Annotated in this window: 18 protein-coding genes and 4 pseudogenes; 4 read left to right on the top strand and 18 right to left on the bottom strand. The window is 60.2% G+C overall.

Annotated features, from left to right (window positions below):
- Positions 1-4: 4 nt before the first annotated feature.
- From B4968_RS15430 to hmgA, 4 genes and pseudogenes are all read right to left on the bottom strand, one after another.
- Positions 5-1,618 (bottom strand): FAD-dependent oxidoreductase, encoded by a 1,614-nt coding sequence (locus B4968_RS15430; RefSeq protein WP_083100369.1) that lies wholly within the window; start codon positions 1,616-1,618, stop codon positions 5-7.
- A gap of 246 nt (positions 1,619-1,864) precedes the next feature.
- A pseudogene (locus B4968_RS15425) lies at positions 1,865-2,815 on the bottom strand (MBL fold metallo-hydrolase).
- 72 nt (positions 2,816-2,887) lie between these two features.
- Complete coding sequence (fahA, locus tag B4968_RS15420) at positions 2,888-4,150, bottom strand: fumarylacetoacetase (RefSeq protein ID WP_083100368.1); 1,263 nt, start codon at positions 4,148-4,150, stop codon at positions 2,888-2,890.
- Between the two features lie 178 nt (positions 4,151-4,328).
- Positions 4,329-5,684, bottom strand: coding sequence for a homogentisate 1,2-dioxygenase (gene hmgA / locus B4968_RS15415; protein WP_083100367.1), 1,356 nt, complete (start codon positions 5,682-5,684; stop codon positions 4,329-4,331).
- Positions 5,685-5,754: 70 nt separating this feature from the next.
- Here hmgA and B4968_RS15410 point away from each other — a divergent pair.
- Positions 5,755-6,221 (top strand): annotated as a pseudogene (locus B4968_RS15410) (MarR family winged helix-turn-helix transcriptional regulator).
- Between the two features lie 48 nt (positions 6,222-6,269).
- Positions 6,270-7,532, top strand: a complete 1,263-nt coding sequence (locus B4968_RS15405) for an adenylate/guanylate cyclase domain-containing protein (protein ID WP_083100366.1) — start codon at positions 6,270-6,272, stop codon at positions 7,530-7,532.
- A gap of 98 nt (positions 7,533-7,630) precedes the next feature.
- Here the strand turns inward: B4968_RS15405 and B4968_RS15400 are convergent, their stop codons facing one another.
- The 14 genes from B4968_RS15400 to ffh all read right to left on the bottom strand — a co-directional run bounded on the left by B4968_RS15400 (position 7,631) and on the right by ffh (position 17,419).
- A complete protein-coding gene (locus B4968_RS15400) occupies positions 7,631-8,440 on the bottom strand; it encodes a division plane positioning ATPase MipZ (protein ID WP_083100365.1) in 810 nt (269 codons plus the stop codon).
- Between the two features lie 342 nt (positions 8,441-8,782).
- Positions 8,783-9,004: a 50S ribosomal protein L31 gene (gene rpmE, locus B4968_RS15395; RefSeq protein WP_083100364.1), complete on the bottom strand. Its 222-nt coding sequence runs from the start codon at positions 9,002-9,004 to the stop codon at positions 8,783-8,785.
- Between the two features lie 11 nt (positions 9,005-9,015).
- Complete coding sequence (gene rplS, locus B4968_RS15390) at positions 9,016-9,390, bottom strand: 50S ribosomal protein L19 (protein ID WP_083100363.1); 375 nt, start codon at positions 9,388-9,390, stop codon at positions 9,016-9,018.
- 347 nt (positions 9,391-9,737) lie between these two features.
- Positions 9,738-11,129, bottom strand: coding sequence for a M20/M25/M40 family metallo-hydrolase (locus B4968_RS15385; RefSeq protein WP_241525780.1), 1,392 nt, complete (start codon positions 11,127-11,129; stop codon positions 9,738-9,740).
- A gap of 96 nt (positions 11,130-11,225) precedes the next feature.
- Positions 11,226-12,089, bottom strand: coding sequence for a tRNA (guanosine(37)-N1)-methyltransferase TrmD (gene trmD / locus B4968_RS15380; protein ID WP_083100362.1), 864 nt, complete (start codon positions 12,087-12,089; stop codon positions 11,226-11,228).
- Positions 12,090-12,145: 56 nt separating this feature from the next.
- Positions 12,146-12,670, bottom strand: a complete 525-nt coding sequence (gene rimM / locus B4968_RS15375; RefSeq protein ID WP_083100361.1) for a ribosome maturation factor RimM — start codon at positions 12,668-12,670, stop codon at positions 12,146-12,148.
- Between the two features lie 152 nt (positions 12,671-12,822).
- On the bottom strand, positions 12,823-13,500 hold the full coding sequence (bluB, locus tag B4968_RS15370) for a 5,6-dimethylbenzimidazole synthase (RefSeq protein ID WP_083100360.1): 678 nt from the start codon (positions 13,498-13,500) through the stop codon (positions 12,823-12,825).
- A gap of 4 nt (positions 13,501-13,504) precedes the next feature.
- Entirely contained in the window at positions 13,505-13,861 is a 357-nt protein-coding gene (gene rpsP / locus B4968_RS15365) for a 30S ribosomal protein S16 (RefSeq protein WP_083100359.1), read from the bottom strand.
- A 41-nt stretch (positions 13,862-13,902) separates the two neighbouring features.
- Positions 13,903-14,229, bottom strand: coding sequence for a chorismate mutase (locus B4968_RS15360; RefSeq protein WP_083100358.1), 327 nt, complete (start codon positions 14,227-14,229; stop codon positions 13,903-13,905).
- Positions 14,222-14,824 (bottom strand): GNAT family N-acetyltransferase, encoded by a 603-nt coding sequence (locus B4968_RS15355; RefSeq protein WP_083100357.1) that lies wholly within the window; start codon positions 14,822-14,824, stop codon positions 14,222-14,224. The genes B4968_RS15360 and B4968_RS15355 overlap by 8 nt, the downstream gene beginning before the upstream one ends.
- On the bottom strand, positions 14,821-15,207 hold the full coding sequence (locus B4968_RS15350; RefSeq protein WP_338153282.1) for a GNAT family N-acetyltransferase: 387 nt from the start codon (positions 15,205-15,207) through the stop codon (positions 14,821-14,823). Before B4968_RS15350 ends, B4968_RS15355 begins: the two co-directional genes overlap by 4 nt.
- 137 nt (positions 15,208-15,344) lie before the next feature.
- Positions 15,345-15,653, bottom strand: coding sequence for a GNAT family N-acetyltransferase (locus B4968_RS25805; RefSeq protein ID WP_338153281.1), 309 nt, complete (start codon positions 15,651-15,653; stop codon positions 15,345-15,347).
- A complete protein-coding gene (locus B4968_RS25800) occupies positions 15,595-15,888 on the bottom strand; it encodes a GNAT family N-acetyltransferase (RefSeq protein ID WP_338153280.1) in 294 nt (97 codons plus the stop codon). Before B4968_RS25800 ends, B4968_RS25805 begins: the two co-directional genes overlap by 59 nt.
- Before the next feature lies 1 nt (position 15,889).
- Positions 15,890-17,419, bottom strand: coding sequence for a signal recognition particle protein (gene ffh / locus B4968_RS15340; RefSeq protein ID WP_083100356.1), 1,530 nt, complete (start codon positions 17,417-17,419; stop codon positions 15,890-15,892).
- 612 nt (positions 17,420-18,031) lie between these two features.
- Here ffh and B4968_RS15335 point away from each other — a divergent pair.
- A pseudogene (locus B4968_RS15335) lies at positions 18,032-19,974 on the top strand (elongation factor G).
- Between the two features lie 192 nt (positions 19,975-20,166).
- Positions 20,167-20,576, top strand: a pseudogene (locus B4968_RS15330) (YbaK/EbsC family protein); the annotation flags it as partial.

The following is a 20,576-nucleotide window of genomic DNA, read 5'->3' as shown; positions in this document are numbered from 1 at the left end:
AGGCTCACTCCTTGCCAACAGCGCGGCGAATGGCGGCGCGGAACTGGTTGTCGTCATATGTGGGGCGACGGGCGGCGACATGCTGATCCGGGCGGATCAGGTAGACGCCGCTGGCGTTGTCGCCCAGATAGCGGTCCTTCAGGGCCAGGGTTCTGTCATCCTTGATCGACAGCGCCAGGCGTTCGACGGTGATGCCTGCCTCCTCGATCACATCCGGAGCCTCGGCATCAATGGTCAGCAGGATGAAGCGACTGCCCAGTTTTGGCAGCAGGTAGTCATCTCCCAATGGCGCATCCGGACAAGACGAGCCAGGCCGGGTGCGGCCGGGCCCGTCCTGCAGCGCATCTGCCGAATTCAGCGGCGAGCCATCATAGGTGCAGGGCACCGACAGGCGGCCAGAGTTGACCAGCGGGCGGGCAAATTCGTGCTGCTCGCTCAGATCCAGAACGGCGTCGCGCAGCAGGCGGCTCATCTCGGACTTTGGCGTGATGAAATCGGTAGAGCGGCTGGAGTTGAGGATGTTTTCCTCAGCGCCCTGCACCCGCTCTGTGTCATAGCTGTCCAGCAGGCTCTCAGGCGCGCTGCCCTCTATCACCAGTTTCAGCTTCCAGCACAGATTGTCAGTGTCCTGCACGCCGGAATTGGCACCACGGGCCCCAAACGGCGAGACCTGATGCGCGGCGTCGCCAGCAAAAAGCACACGCCCATGGCGGAATTTCTCCATGCGGCGGCACTGGAAGGTATAGATCGACACCCACTCCAGCTCAAACTCAACATCGTCGCCCAGCATGGCCTTGAGGCGCGGGATAACGTTTTCAGGACGTTTCTCGCGCTCTTTGTCGATATCCCAGCCCAGCTGCAGATCAATGCGCCAGACCCCATCGGGCTGCTTGTGCAGCAGGGCAGACTGGCCCTTGTTGAAGGGTGGGTCAAACCAGAACCAGCGCTCGGTCGGGAAATCCGCCTCCATCACCACATCGGCAATCAGGAAATTGTCTTCAAACACGCGGCCAACAAAATCGAGCCCCAACATCCGGCGGGTGGGAGAGCCTGCCCCGTCGCAGGCGACCAGCCAGTCCGCCTCAAGGTTATACGAGCCCTCGGGCGTGTCGATCTCCAGGGTGACGTGATCGGGGTGGGTGCCAATGGCCGAAACCTTGTTGCGGCCCCGGATCTCGATCGGCGCCCCCTGTTCCTGCAACGCGCGCACCCGGTTCACCAGATATTCTTCGAAATAGTACTGCTGCAGATTGATAAAGGCCGGGCGCTGATGCCCCTCTTCTGGCTGCAGGTTGAAATCATAGACCTGGCGGTCGTCAAAGAACACCTTGCCCTTGTTCCATAGCACCCCCTTGTCGACCATGGGCTGACCACAGCCAAGCCGGTCGAGGATTTCCAGCGGGCGTTTGGCAAAACAGATGGCGCGGGAGCCAAAGCTCACCTTGTCGTTCTCATCGAGGATCACCACCTCGACGCCGTCCTGTGCCAGCTCGATCCCGGCGGCCAGACCAATGGGACCGGCGCCAATCACCACCGGCTTGCGGCGCACGGGACTGATGGCGTCCTGATCCGCGTGATGCGCATAGGGGTACATCGGGACTTCAAAGATCTTGTTCATCTGGTCTCCTCCCAAAGGGGGTGCCAAATCGGGTTTTCTGATCGGCACAGCTTCTCTGCTTCCCGGCAAGTCAGGCCTGCCGGGAGGATGGTATGATCGTCTCACATGTTGGTGCGGGGCGGCACGATCTGGATCAAGGCGCCCTACGATTGGCCGTCTGGTTGGGCAGAAGCAGGCTTTGCCCTTCAAACCGGGCACCAGCTGCTCGCGCCTGCCCCCTCTCACAGAGAGGAGGTGAGACGGGCCTTATCCCTGCAATGCGGCCCACATTTCCAGATCGCGCTCGGCTGTCCAGATGCGGGGCGTGTCGATGCCGCGGGCCTCATCAAAGGCGCGTGCCACGTTAAAGGGCAGGCAGTGCTCGTAGATGGCATAGTCTTTGAACTTGGGATCGCACTCGGCGCGCACCGCGTCCCAGGCCTCTTTCAGGGTGCCATTACGGGCGGCAACCCGCGCGGCGGGGCGATAGGTGCTTTCAACAAAATCGCGGGTGTTTTCAATGGCGTCATTGACCATTTCCTTGCCAATCAGCGCATCCCCGCGACCAGGCGCAATGGCGTCGACGTCAAAGGATTTGATGGCGACCAGTGTCTCGCCCCAATCGGCGAAATGACCGTCGCCGCAATAGCAGGCCGAGTGGTACTCGACAATGTCGCCGGTGAACATGACGTTTTCATCCGGCACATGAATGACGATGTCACCCGCGGTATGGGCGCGGCCCAGATGCATCAGATCAACGCGGCGGTTGCCAAGATAGACGGTCATGTCTTCGCTAAAGGTGGTGGTGGGATAGGTGAGGCCGGGGATGCTCTCGTGGCCTTAAAACAGGCGGGGAAAGCGCTGGAATTCGCTGTCCCAGTCTTCCTGGCCGCGCTCCACAACCATGGCCCGGGCCGTGTCGCCCATGATCACCTGACCGGCGCCAAAGGCCGAGGCGCCCAGCACGCGCACCGCGTGATAGTGGGGCCGCGCAACATGGCTGATCGGCTTATCTGTGACGGAACGCACGCATTCGATCACCTTGTTGGCAAGACGCGGTGTGGCCTGGGCCTCGATGATCATGACGCTCTCGTCGCCGATGAGGACGCCAGAGTTGGGATCGCCCTCGGCGGTGAAGGCATAGATGTCCTTGCCGATCTCGTCGAAAGTGATTTTCTTTTCGCTCATGTCCCCTTGGGACGCAAATGCCTTGGCCATGTCTCTATCCTTTTGTCCGGGGTCAGGGGCGAAGAGCTCCGCCGCTGACAATCTGTCTGTAAGGCTGCGCCGTCAGTTCGCTGCGGGCCAGGTCTTGGCGGGCAGGATCTTGCCGGAGCAGTCGCCAAAGCCGATGGTGAAGCCATCGCCACGGGCATTGCCACGCAGGGTCAGGGTGTCGCCATCCTCGATAAAGCCACGGCTCTCACCCGTGTCGAGCGTAAAGGGCTCACGCCCCGCCCAGCTCAGCTCCATGAGCGAGCCAAACTCAGAGCGGTCCGCGCCGGAAATGGTGCCCGAGCCCAACAAATCACCAGTGTTCATCTCGCAGCCGCCAATCGCATGGTGACACAGCTGTTCAGCAGCCGAGTAATACATCCGGCTGTAGTTGGTCTTTGACAGCGAGGTCGCGGTTGCAGCGCCTTCGGGCTGCATCAGCACTTCCAGCTCGATATTGTACAACCCGTCCTTGGTGCCATCGAGATAGGGCAGCAGCGCGCGCTCGCGCGCAGGCGTCGGGGCGCGAAAACCTTCCAGTGCGGCGGCGGTGACGATCCAGGGAGAGATCGAGGTGCCAAAGGCCTTGCCCTGAAACGGTCCCAACGGCTGGTATTCCCAGCCCTGAATGTCGCGGGCGGACCAGTCATTGAGCAGCACATAGCCAAAGATCATGGCGTCGGCTTCATCAACCGTGATGGGCTGACCAAACTCGGATCCGGTGCCAACGATGGCGCCCATTTCCAGCTCGATATCCAGCCGCTTGCTGGGGCCAAACGAGGGGGTGTTGGCGTCGGGCGCCTTGGTCTGGCCATTGGGGCGGTGGATTTCGGTGCCGGACACCACCACCGAGGAGGCACGACCATTATAGCCAATAGGGATATGCAGCCAGTTGGCGGGCAGATCGGGTGATCCGCGCAGAATTGCGCCCATGTTTTTGGCGTGCTGCATACCGGCATAAAAGTCGGTGTATTCCGCAACCGCCAGCGGCATGTGCAGCTCGGCATCCGCCTGCGGTGTCAGCAGCGCCTCAACCTTGGCCTGCTCGGCAGCCCCTTCGCTCAGCAACGCCGTAAGACGTGCGCGCAGCGCGGCCCAGACGGCAGGGCCTTCTTCCATCATCTCGTTCCAAAAGGGCATTTCAAACAGCGGATAGTCCACCAGCTGCAACAGGCCTGCTTCTTCGGCGGCCTGGCAATCCAGGATCATATCGCCAATCGCCACCCCACAGCGCGGATCGCTGTCGGCAGTGGAGAACACCCCATAGGGCAGGTTGTTCAGCGGAAAAGGCTGCGCGGCGTCATTTGCCGAGGCAACCCAGGATTTCAGAAGCGGCATAGAGCCTCCAGAGTGTTGCGAGATCCGCAGACCTCATTTCATCTTGCCGGAAATACCTCCGGGGTGAATGGGCCCATCTGGGCCCAGAGGGGGCAGCGCCCCCTGCCTAAACTCATTCAGGCCTTTAGCTCATTCAGGCCAGATCGCTCATGTGGGCCAGACCTGTTGTATCCTACGTCTATTTCATACCCGGCGTGCCGTCGAATTTCTTTTCCATGTCAGACCAGCAGTCGATGTAGTCGTCCTGCAAAGGCGCTTCCTTGGCGGCAAAGGCGGTCAGGTGCTGCGGAAAGCGTGTCTCAAACATAAAGGACATGGTATTTTCCAGCTTTTCGGGCCCGAGGTTGGAATTTGACGCCCCCTCAAAGGCGTTCTTGTCCGGGCCATGCGGGATCATCATGTTATGCAGAGACATACCACCGGGCACAAAACCCTTGGGTTTGGCGTCGTACTGACCGTAGATATTGCCCATCATCTCAGACATGATGTTCTTGTGATACCAGGGCGGCCGAAAGGTGTTTTCCGCCACCATCCAGCGATCGCGGAACAGCACAAAGTCGATATTGGCGGTGCCAGGCACCCCAGACGGCGCCGTCAGCACGGTAAAGATCGACGGATCCGGGTGGTCAAACAGAATAGCCCCTACCGGGCAGTAGGTCTTCAGGTCGTATTTATAGGGCGCGTAGTTGCCGTGCCAGGCAACCACATCCAGTGGTGAGTGATCAATCTGGGTCTCATGGAACTGGCCGCACCATTTCACGGTGACAGTTGACGGCACTTCGCGGTCCTCATAGGCGGCCACTGGTGCCTTAAAGTCACGCGGGTTGGCCATGCAGTTGGCGCCAATCGGGCCACGGCCCGGCAGCTCAAACTTTTGACCGTAGTTTTCGCAGACAAAACCACGGCAGGGGCCTTCCAGCACCTCAACCCGGTAAACCAGACCCCGCGGGATGATGGCGATCTCCTGTGGTTCCAGATCAATGATGCCCAGCTCGGTTGCAAAGCGCAGGCGACCCTCCTGCGGCACCACCAGCAGCTCGCTGTCGGCTGAAAAGAAATAGGCGTCCTGCATGCTTTCAGTCACCAGATAGACATGGCTGGCCATGCCGGCCTGGGTGTTCACATCCCCTGCAGTGGTCATGGTCTTCATACCCGTGAGCCAGGTGAGTGCTTCGCCGGAATGCGCCACCGGGTCCCAGCGATACTGGCCAAGGCTGGCCACATCGGGGTCAACATGCGGTGCGGATTTCCAATAGGGCAGGTCGATCTTGGTGTAGCGATGCGAATGCTTCACCGAAGGCCGGATGCGGTAGCACCAGGTACGCTCAGGCGGATCTGCGGTAAAGGCGGTGCCAGACAGCTGCTCACCATAGAGGCCGTAGTTGCATTTTTGCGGGCTGTTCATGCCCTGGGGCATGGCACCGGGCAGGGCCTCCGATTCAAAGTCATTGCCAAAGCCTGGCATATAGCCCTCATGCGGCCCGGCTAGAGAGGGGGCCTGGATCATCTCGTGGGGATCTGCAACTTTGTTCATGTGGCACGCTCCTTTTCTGCTTGCGGAATTAATAGTTGTTTTTGTAACTAACAAGCAAAAGGAGCACGCCATGACTGAAAAAGATGAGTTTTCGCTGCAGGATTTTCTGCCTTTTTTACTTAACCGTGCGGCCGAGGAGTCTTCGCTGGCGTTTCAAACCCACTATAAAAATCGCATGGTATGCTGCGCAATGAGTGGCGGGTGCTGTTTCATTTGGGGATTTTTGGCCAGATGACGGCAAAGGAGATTGGCGACCGGGCCAAGATCCACAAGACCAAGATCAGCCGGGCTGTTGCCAAACTGGCGGAGCGCCGATTCGTCTCCCGCAGTCGTGATGAAAAGGACCGGCGGGCGGAACATTTGCGGCTTACCCCGGCGGGCGAAGCGGCCTATCGTGACCTCAGAGCCCAGGCGCAGAGCTATGATGCGGAACTTGCAGAGCGTTTTACTGCTGAAGAGGTGGCTCTGCTGCGCCGTATGCTGCGGCACCTGGCGGGCATAGAAGAGCCTCAGGCTGCAAACGGCGGCCAGGGTTAGGGCTAGGGCTGGGTCGGCCTCGCGTGTTAGAGGAAGGGATGGGCGGACATGGATTTCCTGGATAAAAGAGCGGCCTCGCTGACGCATTGGTTGGTCAAACAGGGGCTGCGCAGCAGTGGCCGTCAGGACCTGCTCAACACCTTTTGCGAAAAACTGGTGGAGATGGGGGTGCCGCTGTGGCGGTTCCATCTGGCGCAGCGGGCCTTTCACCCCAAATTTGGCGGTATTGGCTACAACTGGACCCGTTCAGACGGCATTTCGCATGAGCACTATGAACGCCGTGAAGCTCCGCTTGATGCCTGGCTCAAAAGCCCCTTTTATCAGATGCTGGAACAGGATCTGGATGAGTTCCACTCTGATTTAACGGGGGAAAACCTCGTGCTGTTTCCGCTGCTGAAAGAGCTGAAAGACCAGGGTGCGTCCCAGTATTTTGCCCTCACGCTGCGCTTCACCGAGGATGACACTCCAACGGATCCCAATGCGCCGCCAGAGGGGGTGTTGGCCTCCTGGACCTCGGATAGTCCCGAGGGGTTCTCGCAGGAAGACAAGGAGCTTATTCAGGCGCTCTACCCGGTGCTGGGGCTTGCGCTAAAGTCGATGTCAAACCGTCAGATGGCCAGTGATCTGTTGCAGACCTATCTGGGACGTGATCCCGGTCAGCGGGTGCTGTCGGGAGAGTTCCAGCGCGGCTCTTCCAGCGAGATCAACGCGGTGATTGGCCTGTTTGATCTCAAAGGATTCACCAGCCTCGCCGGAGAGCTGCCGGGACCGGAGCTCATTGAGATGCTCAACGACTATTTTGGCATTGCGGTGGCGGCCGCCCAGGGGCGCGGCGGCAATATTCTCAAATTCCTTGGTGATGGCATGTTGATCATGTTCAATCTTGGCTCGATCGAAAAGGACGCCACTGCAGCGCTGGATGCGGCCGCAGATATGTGCCGCAACATTGGGCTGCGCAACGAAGAACGTATTGCTCTGGGGCTGCCGGTCACCGACTGGACGCTGGCGCTGCATGCGGGGCATATTCTGTATGGCAATATTGGCGCGGCAAACCGGCTCGATTTCACCGTGATTGGCCCGGCTGTGAACCAGACGGCGCGCATTGCGGATATGCATCGCTCTGTCGGGCAAAACCTGATTTTCTCGCAGGTTATGAAGGACGCTGTGGGCGGCGATGATCATGACATTGTCTCCCTCGGGCGCTACATGCTGCGGGGGGTCGCAGCGCCGATGGAGCTGTTTACGATCTACCGATCCCATGGCGTTGTGTCGTCAGAGCTGCAGCCCTACTCGTACGACGCCGCAAGATAGAGCGCCAAACAGAAAAACGCCCAGCGCCTGACACAGGGCTGGGCGGTTTTTGCTGTGACAGTCTGACAGTCAGGAGGTCTGGTCAGGCAGGTGGTTTCTCAGATGTCGATCTCGACGCCGGGCAGGTTCACCGCTTTCATCATATCGCGCAGCTCCTGACGGGCCGCGATGTTCGAGATGTTGAGCTGTTTGATGCCAATGTCCTTCAGATCCAAAAGCGTCAGGCCACGGGGAAACAGCTCACGGAAAATCACCCGCTCGGAAAAGCCGGGCCCGACGCGAAAGCCAATGCGTTTGGACAGCATATTGATGGCGCGTTCCATCTTTTCCTTGTTGACCATGCGCTGGGTGCCGACACGGTTGCGGATCACGATCCAGTCGATGGGTTTCAGACCCGCCTGGGCGCGCAACTGGCGGGCATTCCAGACCATCTCGGAATAGACCGAGGGGCCGGTGATCTTTTCGCCCTTCTGGTCCGTATGGGCCAAAAGGTCAAAATCAACAAAGCTGTCATTCAGGGGCGTGATGAGCGTGTCAGCCAGCGAATGCGCCACCTGGCTCAACCGGGTGTGCGATCCGGGGCAGTCGATCAGGATAAAGTCATTGTCAGGCTCAAGGCTGGAAACCGCAGCAGAGAGACGATGATCATAGATGTTCTCGCCCGGCTGCAGGGTTTCGGCATCGATCTCAGGCAGCTCGTGCAGCTCGACGCTGGGCAGATCAAGCGCCGCCTTCTGCATAAAGTCCTTGCGGTTTTCCAGATAACGCCCCAGCGAGCGCTGCCGCAGGTCCAGGTCAAGTGCTGCCACCTTATGGCCAAGGCGGGCCAGCGTGGTGGCGACATGCATCGAGACGGTGGATTTGCCGGCACCGCCCTTTTCGTTGCCGACGACTATGATATGCGCCATCTTTTGGTCCCTTTGGTTCGCAGCGCTGCACGCGCCTTCTGTTGTCGCGACTATAGAGTCGGGGCGAATCAATGGGAAGCGTACAAATCACCCTATTGGCCTGTGTTAGGCCCTGAATCAGATCGATTGCTTCGCAGTTTGGACCAGGGTTTTGATATGGAGTTTTGCAGCGGGGTTTTGCGATGGGGCTTTACGGCGGGGCTTTATGACGGGGCCTGGGGGCAGGGCGTGCGCTCACTGCTGCCGTCTCTCCTGTTTGCCCTCACCCTTCGCAGTGCGAGGGGCTGACAAAAAAGCCGCCCCAAAATGGAGCGGCTTTTCGAAACGCAAAAGGCAGGGTTCTTAGAAGCCCAGGCCTTCGTATTTCTTTTTGAACTTGGAGACGCGGCCGCCGGCATCCATCAGACGGGTGTTACCACCGGTCCAGGCAGGGTGCACTGTGGGGTCGATGTCCAGCGACATCTGGTCGCCTTCTTTGCCCCAGGTGGAGCGCATCTTCAGAACGGTGCCATCGGTCATTTTGACGTCGATGAAGTGGTAATCGGGGTGAATATCTTTTTTCATGATACCGCTCCTCAGGCTTTTTTGGCTTTGTAGGTTGCATCTTCGCGGATACGTGCGGACTTACCGCGCAGGGCGCGCAGGTAGTACAGCTTGGCGCGACGCACGCGGCCACGACGTACAACGGTGATGCTGTCGATATTGGTCGAATGCAGTGGGAACACACGTTCCACGCCTTCACCAAAGGAAATCTTGCGGACCGTGAAGGAACCGGCAATGCCTGAGCCGTTTTTACGGCTGATGCAAACGCCTTCGTAGTTCTGTACCCGCGAACGCGAGCCTTCGGTCACTTTGTAGCCGACACGGATGGTGTCACCGGCTTTGAAATCGGGGATGTCTTTCCCCAGGGCGGCAACTTGTTCCGCCTCCAGCTGTGCGATCAGGTTCATCGCTGTCTCCTAAATTGCTCGCGGTTTTTCCACGAAGTATTTGCGCGTCCTCAGAGCTCTTGGTCTTCACCGGGTCCCGCATGGTGCAGCCCGCCAGAGGTAAAGTCGTCCGTTCATTAATGTGTCGGTATGGGCCGCACTGCGATGGCCGAAGAAGGCCGGGCAGGTATGAGCGGTCCAATAACCAACGCCCCGGATCCGCAAAAGCGAATCCAGGTAGCCGGTCTGTAGGGTATATGCGGGCCCGGATCAATAGCCCGCAGGCCTCAGAGGCCTTTGTTTATTGCTTTTGCAGCAGGGCACCATAGAAATTGATGCCGACTTCCAGGTTCTCGATCGACAGCCGCTCATTGGTGCTGTGGAACCGCGCCAGATCCGAGCCTTCGATTTTGAACGGATTGATGCGGTAGGCGTTTTTGGCGGCCTTGCCGTAGTGCCGTGCATCGGTGGCGGCGATGGTCAGCCCGGGCACCGTGGCCAGGGGCCCGGGCATCCAGGATCGAGGATTTGATATCGCTATAGCCCGTCGCGTCCGAGGAGGACACCGGCGAGGCCGGGTTGGCGAGGCTCTCGTCATAGCGAATTTCGATTTCCGCATCATCAATGGTGCGGCGCACATGGGCCACGATATCGGCCACAGTATCGCGCGGATGGATGCGGAAATTGATCTTGGCAGAGGCCTCAGCAGCCAGCACATTGTCGTTGCTCGACCCTGTCAGCATTGTCGGCGCAGTGGTGCTGCGCAGCATGGCATCTGTGGTGGGAGAGCCGGAAAGGATGTTTTCCAGCAGCGGCCTGAACAGCCAGCGATTGGCGAAAACCACCCGTTGCTCAAAGGAAAAATGCCGCCCCAAGGTGTCAAAAAACTCTTCTGACAGGCCGCTGAGGCCTCCGGGCACCGGGGTGTCCTGCAACCGGCCACCCGCCTTGGCGATACGGCCCACGGCCGTCACACGCGGTGGCATCGAAGAATGCCCGCCTGCGGATTTGGCCACCAGTTCCAGGGTCACATAGCCTTTTTCCGACAGGTTGATGCTGGCGACGGGTTGATCCAGGCCGGGGATGACTTTGTCGAGCACAAAAGAGCCTTCATCCAGCATCCAGTCCAGCTCGATCCCCAGTTGGTTGAGGTGCACCGCAACCGCCATGGCGCCCAGCCCGCCAACCTCTTCATCACCGCCAAAGCTGAAATAGACGGTGCGCTTTGGGGTAAAGCCATCTTTGATCATCTTTTCGGCGGCTGTCAGCATGGCGATAACAGCGCCCTTGTCATCCAGGGTGCCACGCCCCCAGACAAATTCATCGTCGATTACACCAGAGTATGGCTCATGCTCCCACAAATCATGCGAGCCGGGCGCAATGGGCACAACGTCGTTGTAATGGCCGGCCAACAGGATCGGGGACAGATTAGGGTCGCTGCCTTGCCACATGTAAAGCGGGGTTTTGCGGGCCAGAACCTCGCGGCTCATAGTGCTGTGGACCAGTGGGTATCGGGTCTCAATAAAAGTCAGAAACGCAGCAAAATCCGGGTGTTTCAAATCAGTGGAATCAGTGCGAAATGTTACCGCGTCCGACAGATCCTTTGTGGCCTGTTCGATATCGGCCCCCAGATCATAGATCTCGCCACTGGCGACAGGAGCCTCTGGCGTATAGCGCAGCGTGTTGAACAGCAGCACGGCCAGCAGGACCACAATGACCAGAACAAGTCCTGCCAGCAGGCGTAGTAATACTCGAGCCATCACGTCTCTCCCCGGTCTGCGCAGCCGCAGCTATACTGTCAAATGATTGCAGACATGATGCATAGAAGGGGGGGCTGTGTCGTGGTTGACTAAGCGTCACTTCTTTTTGCGCTTGGGTTTTGCGGCCGGTCTGCTGGCCTCATAGGCCTGCCACAGATCCGGGCGGCGCGCCTTGGTGATCTCTTCCGACATCTCCTGACGCCACTCTGCCACCTTGCCGTGATGGCCCGACATCAGCACATCGGGGATTGTGCGGCCGCGCCATTCCGCCGGACGGGTATACTGCGGATGCTCCAGCAGGCCGGAAGAAAAGCTCTCTTCCTCGGTTGAGGCCTGATTGCCCAGCACACCGGGGATCAAGCGCACGGTGGCATCGATCAGGGCCTGTGCAGCCAGCTCGCCGCCGGTCATGACAAAATCGCCCAGCGAGACCTCTTGGATGTTGTAATGCTCCAGCACCCGCTCATCGACGCCCTCAAAGCGACCACAGAGCAGGGTTATGCCATCGCAGCGCGCCAGATCCTGCATCATCGCCTGATCCATGCGACGCCCGCGTGGGCTGAGGTAAATCAGCGGCCAGTTGCCGCCCTGCGGCGCCGTGGTGTCCTGCATCGCCTGATCTATGGCTGTGCCCAAAACATCGGCGCGCAGAACCATGCCGGCGCCGCCGCCTGCCGGGGTGTCATCGACATTGCGATGCTTGCCCACACCAAACTCGCGCAGATCCACGGTTTCCAGCTGCCAGAGCCCCTCTTGCAAGGCTTTGCCCGTGAGGCTTTCGCCCAAAACGCCGGGAAAGGCTGTCGGGAACAGGGTCAGGATCTTTGCCTTCCAGACCCCGGCCAGTTCGGGCGTGGGCGTCATCAGCTCACGCGGCTTAAAAGAGGCGCGGATGGCCTTGCGGCCGTGGGATTTGCTTGGAGGAGTTTTGCTGGGCGGTGTTTTGCTGGGGGTGCTCATGGACTGTTTCCAGAAAATTTCTGTTGAGGGCGCAACAGCGCAGGGCACTGCGGGGGCTAGAACAAGCCTTCAGGCGGGTCGGCGACAATACGGCGCTGCTCCAGATCCACCGTGGGCACCACATCCAGAGTAAAGGGCAGGAACACGGTGCCTTTGAGGCCTTCGCCCTGCAGTTCCAACAGATCGCTGGCGCCATGGTTCTGCACCGACTTTACCACACCCAGCAAGGCACCGCCGGTGTCATAGACCTGCACCCCGATCAGGTCGGCATGGTAATACTCGTCGCTGGGCAGCGAGGGCAGCCGGTCGCGCGAGGTGAACAGGCGCAAACCCTTCAGGGCATCGGCCTGTTCCTTGGTCTCGATGCCGTCGATATGACCGCTATAGCCGCCTTTGACCGCACGGTTCAGGGTCAGGCTGTAGCTTTGGCTGCCGTCTTCATTGGTGAGCGGGGAGTAGGCCTCGATCTCTTCGGGCTGGGCGCAAAAACTCTTGAGGCGGACTTCACCGCGTATGCCATAAGATCCGGCAATTGCTCCGACACAGATCAGATCATTCTCAGGGGGCGTCTGGGTGGGCACTCATGGGTTCACTCTCCGGCACAGAACCCGGCGCGCATCCATTGGCCGCCAGATAATGCGCATAGGTCCTTTTGATGGCTGCGCTCAAACAGAATGCCCGAGATAAGGCGATCCCAACAAAAAATACAAGACGGATCAAGCCCCCCATGTACCTAGCGTGTCTCTATCTTCAGGCTGTCCTGGCGATTTTCCCAGCCCTTGCGCTCCAGCTCGGGACTGTCCGAGAGCTCTTCGGGATGACCAATGCAGAAATAGCCGACCAAATGCCAGCCGGCAGGCACCTGCAAATCCCGGTTCAACTGCGCCGGGTCCAGCACCGAGACCCAGCCAAGACCCAGCCCCTCGGCCCGTAAGGCCAGCCAGAACAGGGTGACAGCAGAGACGACGGAGTAGCGCCGCATCTCGGGCATGGTGGCCGCGCCAAGCCCGTGGCCCTGGGCGGTTTCGTCATCGCAATAGATCGCCAGCTGCACCGGGGCGTCGCGCATGCCCGACAGCTTTAGGCCTGCGTAGAGACTGGCCTGCGCGCCAGAATACCCGGCCAGGGCCTCGGCATTGGCTTTTTCAAAATTCTTCAGGGCGGCCGCGCGGGCAGCATCGCTGGTGATGCGCAACAGGCGCCAGGGTTCGCTTAACCCCACCGAGGGGGCCAGCCGGATGGCCGTGAGGCAGCGCGCGAGCACTGCCTCATCAACCGGATCCCTGCGGAAGCGGCGCACATCGCGTCGCTGCCGCATGAGTTGGTTAAGCTGGGCGCGGAACGCGTCGGGAAAAGCGCCAGTACAGGCCTCTCCCTCGGGCCCCGTGAGGGGCAGGTCCCGCGACCCCATGCTCTTATTCCGCGTCGGCAGGTGCCGCAGCCTTGGCTGCTTTTTCTTCAGCGCGTGCCACGGCTTTTTTACCGGGAGTACCCTTTTTAGGGTTGGAGCGGTCGGTCTTTTCACGGACGCCTGCTGCTTCGAGCATACGGGCGATACGGTCGGTGACCTGTGCGCCCTGGCCGAGCCAGTACTGAACGCGCTCCATGTCCATTTTCACGCGCTCTTCGCTGTCTTTGGGCAGCAGCGGGTTGTAGGTGCCGAGCTTTTCAACAAAACGGCCGTCACGTGGCATGCGGCTGTCAGCAGCCACAATGCGGTAGAAGGGGCGTTTTTTCGAGCCGCCACGGGCCAGACGAAGTTTGATAGCCATGAGTGTAGTCTCCTTTGATGGCGTTTACAGGGATATCCCTGTTATTCCTGGTGTTTCTTATGGTGTCTGATGACTTCCTGAATGATGAAATTCAGGAAAGCCTTGGCAAAATCGGGGTCCAGGTTGGCCCGTTTCGCCAAATCTTCGAGCCGTGCGATCTGCGCGCCTTCCCGGGTTGGATCCGAGGGCGGCAGGTCATGTTCAGCTTTCAGCTGACCAACGGCCTGTGTGTGTTTAAAGCGCTCGCCTAAGGTATAGACGAGGATGGCGTCGAGCCGGTCGATGCTCTCGCGGTGACCCATCAGGATCTCTGCGGCGCGGGCCACATCGTCGAGGCCGTCCTTGGGTGGGTTTACGGTGTCAGTCAAGGGCCCATCCTTTTGGTTTGAACAGCGGATCAGCGTAGTGGCTGATTTCCATCTCGATGCCATGCGCGATCTGGCTGCCCCGCAGCGCCGCAGGCGAGGGGTGCCGGTAGACCGCGTCATTGCCATCAATGGTGGCAGCCTCGTGGTCCTTGGTGGCGCCAAGGCGTTCGGCCAGACGGATCGAATCAAGGTTCTTTGGGTCGAGATAGCTGACAGCCGTCTCCCAACCCGCGGTGTCATAGAAATAGCTGCGGGCAGCATTGGTGGCTTCCAGCGCGTAGCCCCGGCCTGCCGCGTCGGGCCAGATGATCCAGGCGATCTCACGCTCGGGCCAGCCTGCGGGCATCCAGCCGCCGGCCATGCCGTAGGTCTCATCCGTCACCTTGTCGTGGATCATCCACATGCCAAAGCCGTGGATCTGCCAGTGGCCGATTTCGGCCGCATAAAGCATCCAGGCCTCATAGGTGTTCAGCGGACCACCCATGAACCGCGCCCGGTACGAGGAGAACGTCGCCTCAAAATCGGGATAGTCCTTGGCTTCGGGGCCGCGCAGGATCAGGCGCTTGGTCTCGATGACAGGAATGCTCCGGCTCATGCTGAAACCTCCAGTTTCGGATGGCGCCAGATCTGGCAGGGCTTGCCCAACAGGTCCGAGTCGCGCTCAAAATGCGCCCCAAGCCGTGCGGCCAGTGCCAGCGAACGGGCGTTTTCGCAGGCGATATAACTGATCACGCCGTTCAGGTTCTGATGGCTGGCGGCATAGCGGCGCGCGGCAGTGGCGGCCTCAAAGGCGTAGCCCTTGCCCTCGGCATCCGCAAAGAGGCTCCAGCCCAGCTCCGGTTCCGACCAAGCGGGGGCAAAAATGACGCCGGTCCAGCCGATGAAGGCCCCCGAGGTCTTTTCGACGATATGCCACAGGCCATAGCCGTTCAGCACCCAATGCCCCAAACGCGAGACCAGCGAGGTGTAGCTGCCCATGGCATCGCGGGGGCCGCCAACGATGGGGCTGCGCTAGGTCTCGAAAAACGCACCCATGGCTTTGAGGTCGCCCAGCAGTGGTGCGCGCAGGGTCAGGCGGGGGGTGTCGAGCACCGGAATAGGCAGGGTCATCGCGCTCATGCGTAGCCCTCCAGTCCGCCGGATGTCAGATCATCCGCGCCGATATGACGCCAGATCTCCAAAGAACCGAGCCGGGGATGGGTAAAATCACCATCACGGGTGGCGCCAAGGCGCTGTGCCACGCTGCGCGAGGCGTGATTTTCAGGCGCGACCAGGCTGATCGCGGTTTTCCAGCCCAGGGCCTCATAGGCATAGGCGCGCGCCGCTGTTGCGGCCTCGGTGGCGTAGCCCTTGCCGCCAAACGCCTTAAAACAGGCCCCAGCCGATTTCCGGCTCGGGCCAGCCCTCGGGGTTCCACAAGCCAATGATGCCGGCTGCTTTGCCAGTTTCTTTTTCCTCAAGCGTCCAGCGTCCATAACCGAGCATCTGCCAATGGCCGATCTCAACCGCGAGATGCCGCCAGACCTGCTCGGGCTCCATTTTCCCGCCGACAAATTCAGCGCGCGCAGAGGCATAGAAGGCGCAGAGCGGCTCGAAATCTTCGAGCATAGGCGCGCGCATCACGAGGCGCTGCGTTTCTATGGTGGGGACCTGGGTCATGTTACTTCTTTTTGCCAAAACCAGAGAGGCCGCCGGGCAGACCCATGCCACCCATGCCGCCAAGACCGGGCAGACCGCCGGGCATGCCTTTGGCCTGGCCCATGGCCTTTGCGGCCGCTTCCAGCGCTTTGGGGTCCATCTGGCTGGGATCCATGCCCGCCATGTCTCCCATGCCGCCGCCTTTGCCAAGCATGCCTTTCATGGCTTCTTTCAGCATCTTGCCTTTGCCCATCTTGCCGATCTTCTTCATCATGTCCGACATCTGCCGGTGCATTTTCAAAAGCTTGTTCAGATCAGAGACCTGCATGCCGGCGCCGGCCACGATGCGTTTCTTGCGGCTGGCCTGCAGCAGGCCTGGGTTGGCGCGCTCTTTCTTGGTCATCGACTGGATCATGGCGATCTGGCGCTTGAGCACCTTGTCGTCCATGCCCGATTCCTGCACCTGTTTGGCCATTTTATTCATGCCGGGCATCATCGACATCATGCCTTCCATGCCGCCCATCTGCAGCATCTGCTCCAGCTGCAGTTTCAGGTCATTCATATTGAAATGACCCTTCATCATGCGCTTCATCATGCGCTCGGCCTGTTCGGCCTCGATGGTTTCCTGGGCCTTTTCTACCAGCGCAACAATGTCGCCCATGCCAAGGATGCGGCCTGCGACGCGCTCGGGCTCGAAGGTCTCGATGGCGTCCATCTTTTCGCCAAGACCAACAAAGCGGATCGGCTTGCCGGTGACGGCCCGCATGGACAGGGCTGCACCGCCACGGCCGTCGCCATCCATCCGGGTGAGCACCACGCCGGAGATGCCGATCTTGGCGTCAAATTCTTCGGCGACCTCAACCGCGACCTGACCGGTCAGGCCATCAACCACCAGCAGGGTTTCGCGGGGCGAGACCACATCGCGCACGTCTTCGACTTCCTGCATCAGGATTTCGTCGATCTGCAACCGGCCGGCGGTGTCGAGCATATAGACGTCATAGCCGCCAAGAGCAGCCTGCTGTTTGGCGCGTTTGGCGATATCCACGGGTTTCTGACCGGCAACAATCGGCAGGGTGTCGACGCCAATCTGGGCCCCAAGCACCGCCAGCTGCTCCATCGCCGCCGGGCGGTAGACGTCAAGCGAGGCCATCAGCACGCGTTTGCCGTCTTTTTCCTTCAGACGTTTCGCCAGCTTACCGGTTGTGGTGGTTTTACCAGAGCCCTGCAGACCCACCATCAGGATCGGGGCGGGCGGGCTGTCGATCTTCAGCGTGCCGAGGTCCTCATTGCCGCGCAGCACGTCCACCAGTGCGTCATGGACAATTTTGACAACCTGCTGGCCGGGTGTGACCGATTTGGTCACTGACTGACCGGTGGCCTGTTCCTGAACCTTTTTGACAAAATCGCGCGCCACCGGCAGCGAGACATCGGCCTCCAGCAGGGCAACACGCACTTCACGCAGGGCTGTTTTGACGTCTTCTTCAGAGAGCGCACCCTGTTTGGTCAGCCGGTCAAAGACTCCGGAAAGCCGTTCGGATAGATTTTCAAACATGGCTCACGGCCTCCTTCGCCGACTTCAAATTCAGACATCCCCAAACTGGTGAGCGGGACGCCCATGCGCAAGTGCCCTCGTGTCGTTGTGTCAGGCGCGAGGCAATCCATACAGAATTGCCCCCACGGGCGTAACACGCTGGTGGAGGGCGATCCCTGACAGGCCAGGGACCGGAAGACATAAGACGGCTTCCGGATGTTGGTGTTGCGTTACGCCGATTGGCCGGGGGAGTCAACGGTGGAAGGCGGCAAAGGCGCTATGCGGCGCGGGCTTTGCGTAATTATCGCGCCTTTGACGGGCGCTGGCCGCAGCGTCGCTTGACAGCAAATGGCGCGGATGGCGATGATCAGGCAGAGACTGGACGATCAGGCAGAGACTGGCGACTAAGCAGAGACTGGCCAGCGTCATAGGGGTCTCACGTCTTGAGGCACCTCTATAGATCAGGCCAGCTGCATAGAACAGGCCAGCTGCATCAGGACAGCTGCATCAGGCCAATCAGGGTTGCGCCGACGCGCCTGAACGCAGGCCGCACTGTTGCTATATCACCACGCGGCGTGGATCACACCTGCGCCGTCTACGGGTCGCCATTCTGCTGAGGGAGGATCATGAGATATGCGCGTATTTACAATTTTAGGACCGTCGCAATCCGGCAAAACGACCCTTGCAAGGGCTCTGGCAGGCCTCGACGGGTCCATGGGGCAACGGCAGGAGACGGCAGCGGTTGCAGCCCGCAGCCCTTTTCGTTTATGGGAGAGGACTGGGCCGCCATAGATGTCGCGGGCGGGGCGGAAAACCTGGCGCAGGCGGGGCCGGCGCTGGCGGCCAGCGATGCGGCGGTGCTTTGTGTGCCGGCCGATGCCGAGGCTGCCGTGCTGGCCGCGCCCTATCTGCGCACCCTTGAAGAGGCGGGTATACCTGTCATTCTTTTTATCAACCGGATTGATCAGGCCCGCGGCCGGGTCGCAGATATCGTCGCCGCGCTACAGACCTACGCCAACCACAGTCTCGTGCTGCGTCAGGTGCCGATCCGTGAGGAGGGGCAGATTGTCGGCGCGGTGGACCTGATTTCCGAGCGCGCCTGGAAATACATTGCCGGTCAGCCCTCGGCCCTGATTGAACTGCCGCCGCAGATGCAGGGGCGCGAGCAGCAAGCCCGTGCCGAGATGCTTGAGGCGCTGGCGGATTTTGACGACCATCTGCTGGAGGAGCTGATCACCGACCAGCAGGTTCTGGCCGCAGAGGCCTATGATATTGCCACGCGGGTGCTGCAGCATAATGATCTTTTTCCAACACTGTTGGGCGCCGCAGAACACAGCAACGGTATTTTGCGCCTGATGAAATCCCTGCGCCACGAGGTGCCTCAGGTCACGGCCACCCGCGAGCGGCTGTCAGAGCTGGGGGATGTGATCGCGGTGGGATGTCTGGCCGATCAGGTCAAACATCTGGGTAAAACGGTTCTGGTTCGGTTCTTTGACGCGGCGCTTGGCAACGGCAATCCGGTTGGGGGCAGCTCTCTTGGCGGCCTTGCCGGGGTTACCACGGGGACGGTGGCTGGCGCGACTGGTGCGGCTGGCGCCGACAGGGGCGGCGACCTTTTGCCCGGAGACATGGGCAAGGCGGTGAAATCTGATCACCTGAACCTGGGTTTTTGCTATTCGGCCGACGGCAGCACGGCGCTGCCAGACTGGGCGCAGCCGCGCCCGTCTACCTACCGGCGCCTGGTCATGCCGGTGCATGAGCGCGATGAGGCCAGACTTTCTGCCGCATTGGGACGACTGGTTGAAATCGACCCTGCGGTGCGTGTGGAACAGGATGCCATTTCCGGGCGGGCCTTGTTGCATTTGCAGGGGCCGCTGCATCTGCGCCGACTCCTGGCGACGCTTGAGACGGAATTTGGCGTTGAGGCCATTGGCGAAATCGTCCCGCCCGCCCTGTGTGAAACCATCACCAAACCCGTTGAGGTCCAGTACAGACATCGCAAACAATCGGGCGGCGCTGGTCAGTTTGCCGATGTGCGCCTTGAGATCAGTCCCCTGGCGCGGGGCGCGGGGGTGCAGTTCTGCGATCAGGTCAAGGGCGGTGCCGCGCCAAAGAACTCTATCCCCGCGGTCGAAGCCGGAGCGCGGGACGCTCCGGCAGAAGGCAACAATGGCCACCCGGTGGTGGATGTTGCGGTGACCCTGAAAGATGGCAAGCATCATGCGGTGGACAGTTCCGTTTTTGCCTTTCGGATGGCTGCAAAAAACGCTGTGCGCGAGGCCCTGGGTCAGGCTGGGCTGGTGATACTGCAACCAATCATGAAGGTGTCGATCCATGTGCCGTCGATCTTTTCCGGCGGGCTGGTGCCGGTGGTGAATGGCCTGAAGGGGCAGATTATCGGGTTTTCCGCCGAAGAGGGCGCTGCGGGCTGGGATGTCTTTGAAGCCCTGCTGCCGCTGGCTGTTCAGGACGAGCTGGGTCACAATCTGGCCAGGGCAACCCGGGGCACAGCCTGGTTTGAGACCCGCTTTGACCACTATGAGGAGGTGCGGCGCGGCGATTTTGTCCTGGCCTGAAAACTGGGCCTGAAAACTAGCCCTGTTACCCGGCTCTATACGGGGCTTTATAGCCGGCTTTGCCCCAGCAGCAGGGCGAGCGGGCGAATGTGACGCACTACTTGCGGTCAGGGGGTGGTTCGCCCCTTGCACCTTTTGGCTATTCGGCGTGATCTGCACAGGATGTGAAACAGCCCCTGCAGGAGATCTTAGATGGACGCCGCTACCAACCCGCATGACGCCCTGCCAATCAGCTCGGATAGGCTTTTGGCGCAGCTCACAGAGTGGGGGCTGCCCTATACATTGTTCACCCATGTGCCCCCTGCGCACGGTGGAAGAGGCCAAGCAGGTTGAGAGAGAGATGGCACAGCCGGATGTGACCTGCCTGAAGATCAAGAACCTCTATCTGCGGGATCGCAAAAAGCGCAACTACCTGATCACGGTTGAACAGGATCGTGACATCGACCTCAAGGCGCTAAGCAAAGAGATCGGGTCAGGCGGGCTCAGCTTTGGGTCCAGCGAGCGCCTGATGCAGCATCTGGGCATTCTGCCGGGCGCCGTCAGCCCGCTGGCTATGATCACCGGGGTCGCTCAGGGCGTAGCCTTTTACATGGATGCCGCGG

The sequence above is a fragment of the Pseudophaeobacter leonis genome, from assembly GCF_002087335.1.
In the GTDB taxonomy this organism is placed as follows: domain Bacteria; phylum Pseudomonadota; class Alphaproteobacteria; order Rhodobacterales; family Rhodobacteraceae; genus Pseudophaeobacter; species Pseudophaeobacter leonis.
Note: the sequence above shows the minus strand (reverse complement) of the source record. Positions and strands in the feature narration are given on the sequence as shown.

Bases quoted from the DNA above. Each gene is read 5' to 3' on its own strand.
- B4968_RS15430 (WP_083100369.1), bottom strand. From the start codon at position 1,618: ATGAACAAGATCTTTGAAGTCCCGATGTACCCCTATGCGCATCACGCG.
- fahA (WP_083100368.1), bottom strand. From the start codon at position 4,150: ATGCCGCTTCTGAAATCCTGGGTTGCCTCGGCAAATGACGCCGCGCAG.
- hmgA (WP_083100367.1), bottom strand. From the start codon at position 5,684: ATGAACAAAGTTGCAGATCCCCACGAGATGATCCAGGCCCCCTCTCTA.
- B4968_RS15405 (WP_083100366.1), top strand. From the start codon at position 6,270: ATGGATTTCCTGGATAAAAGAGCGGCCTCGCTGACGCATTGGTTGGTC.
- B4968_RS15400 (WP_083100365.1), bottom strand. From the start codon at position 8,440: ATGGCGCATATCATAGTCGTCGGCAACGAAAAGGGCGGTGCCGGCAAA.
- rpmE (WP_083100364.1), bottom strand. From the start codon at position 9,004: ATGAAAAAAGATATTCACCCCGATTACCACTTCATCGACGTCAAAATG.
- rplS (WP_083100363.1), bottom strand. From the start codon at position 9,390: ATGAACCTGATCGCACAGCTGGAGGCGGAACAAGTTGCCGCCCTGGGG.
- B4968_RS15385 (WP_241525780.1), bottom strand. From the start codon at position 11,129: ATGGCTCGAGTATTACTACGCCTGCTGGCAGGACTTGTTCTGGTCATT.
- trmD (WP_083100362.1), bottom strand. From the start codon at position 12,089: ATGAGCACCCCCAGCAAAACACCGCCCAGCAAAACTCCTCCAAGCAAA.
- bluB (WP_083100360.1), bottom strand. From the start codon at position 13,500: ATGGGGTCGCGGGACCTGCCCCTCACGGGGCCCGAGGGAGAGGCCTGT.
- rpsP (WP_083100359.1), bottom strand. From the start codon at position 13,861: ATGGCTATCAAACTTCGTCTGGCCCGTGGCGGCTCGAAAAAACGCCCC.
- B4968_RS15355 (WP_083100357.1), bottom strand. From the start codon at position 14,824: ATGAGCCGGAGCATTCCTGTCATCGAGACCAAGCGCCTGATCCTGCGC.
- B4968_RS15350 (WP_338153282.1), bottom strand. From the start codon at position 15,207: ATGGGCAGCTACACCTCGCTGGTCTCGCGTTTGGGGCATTGGGTGCTG.
- B4968_RS25800 (WP_338153280.1), bottom strand. From the start codon at position 15,888: ATGACCCAGGTCCCCACCATAGAAACGCAGCGCCTCGTGATGCGCGCG.
- ffh (WP_083100356.1), bottom strand. From the start codon at position 17,419: ATGTTTGAAAATCTATCCGAACGGCTTTCCGGAGTCTTTGACCGGCTG.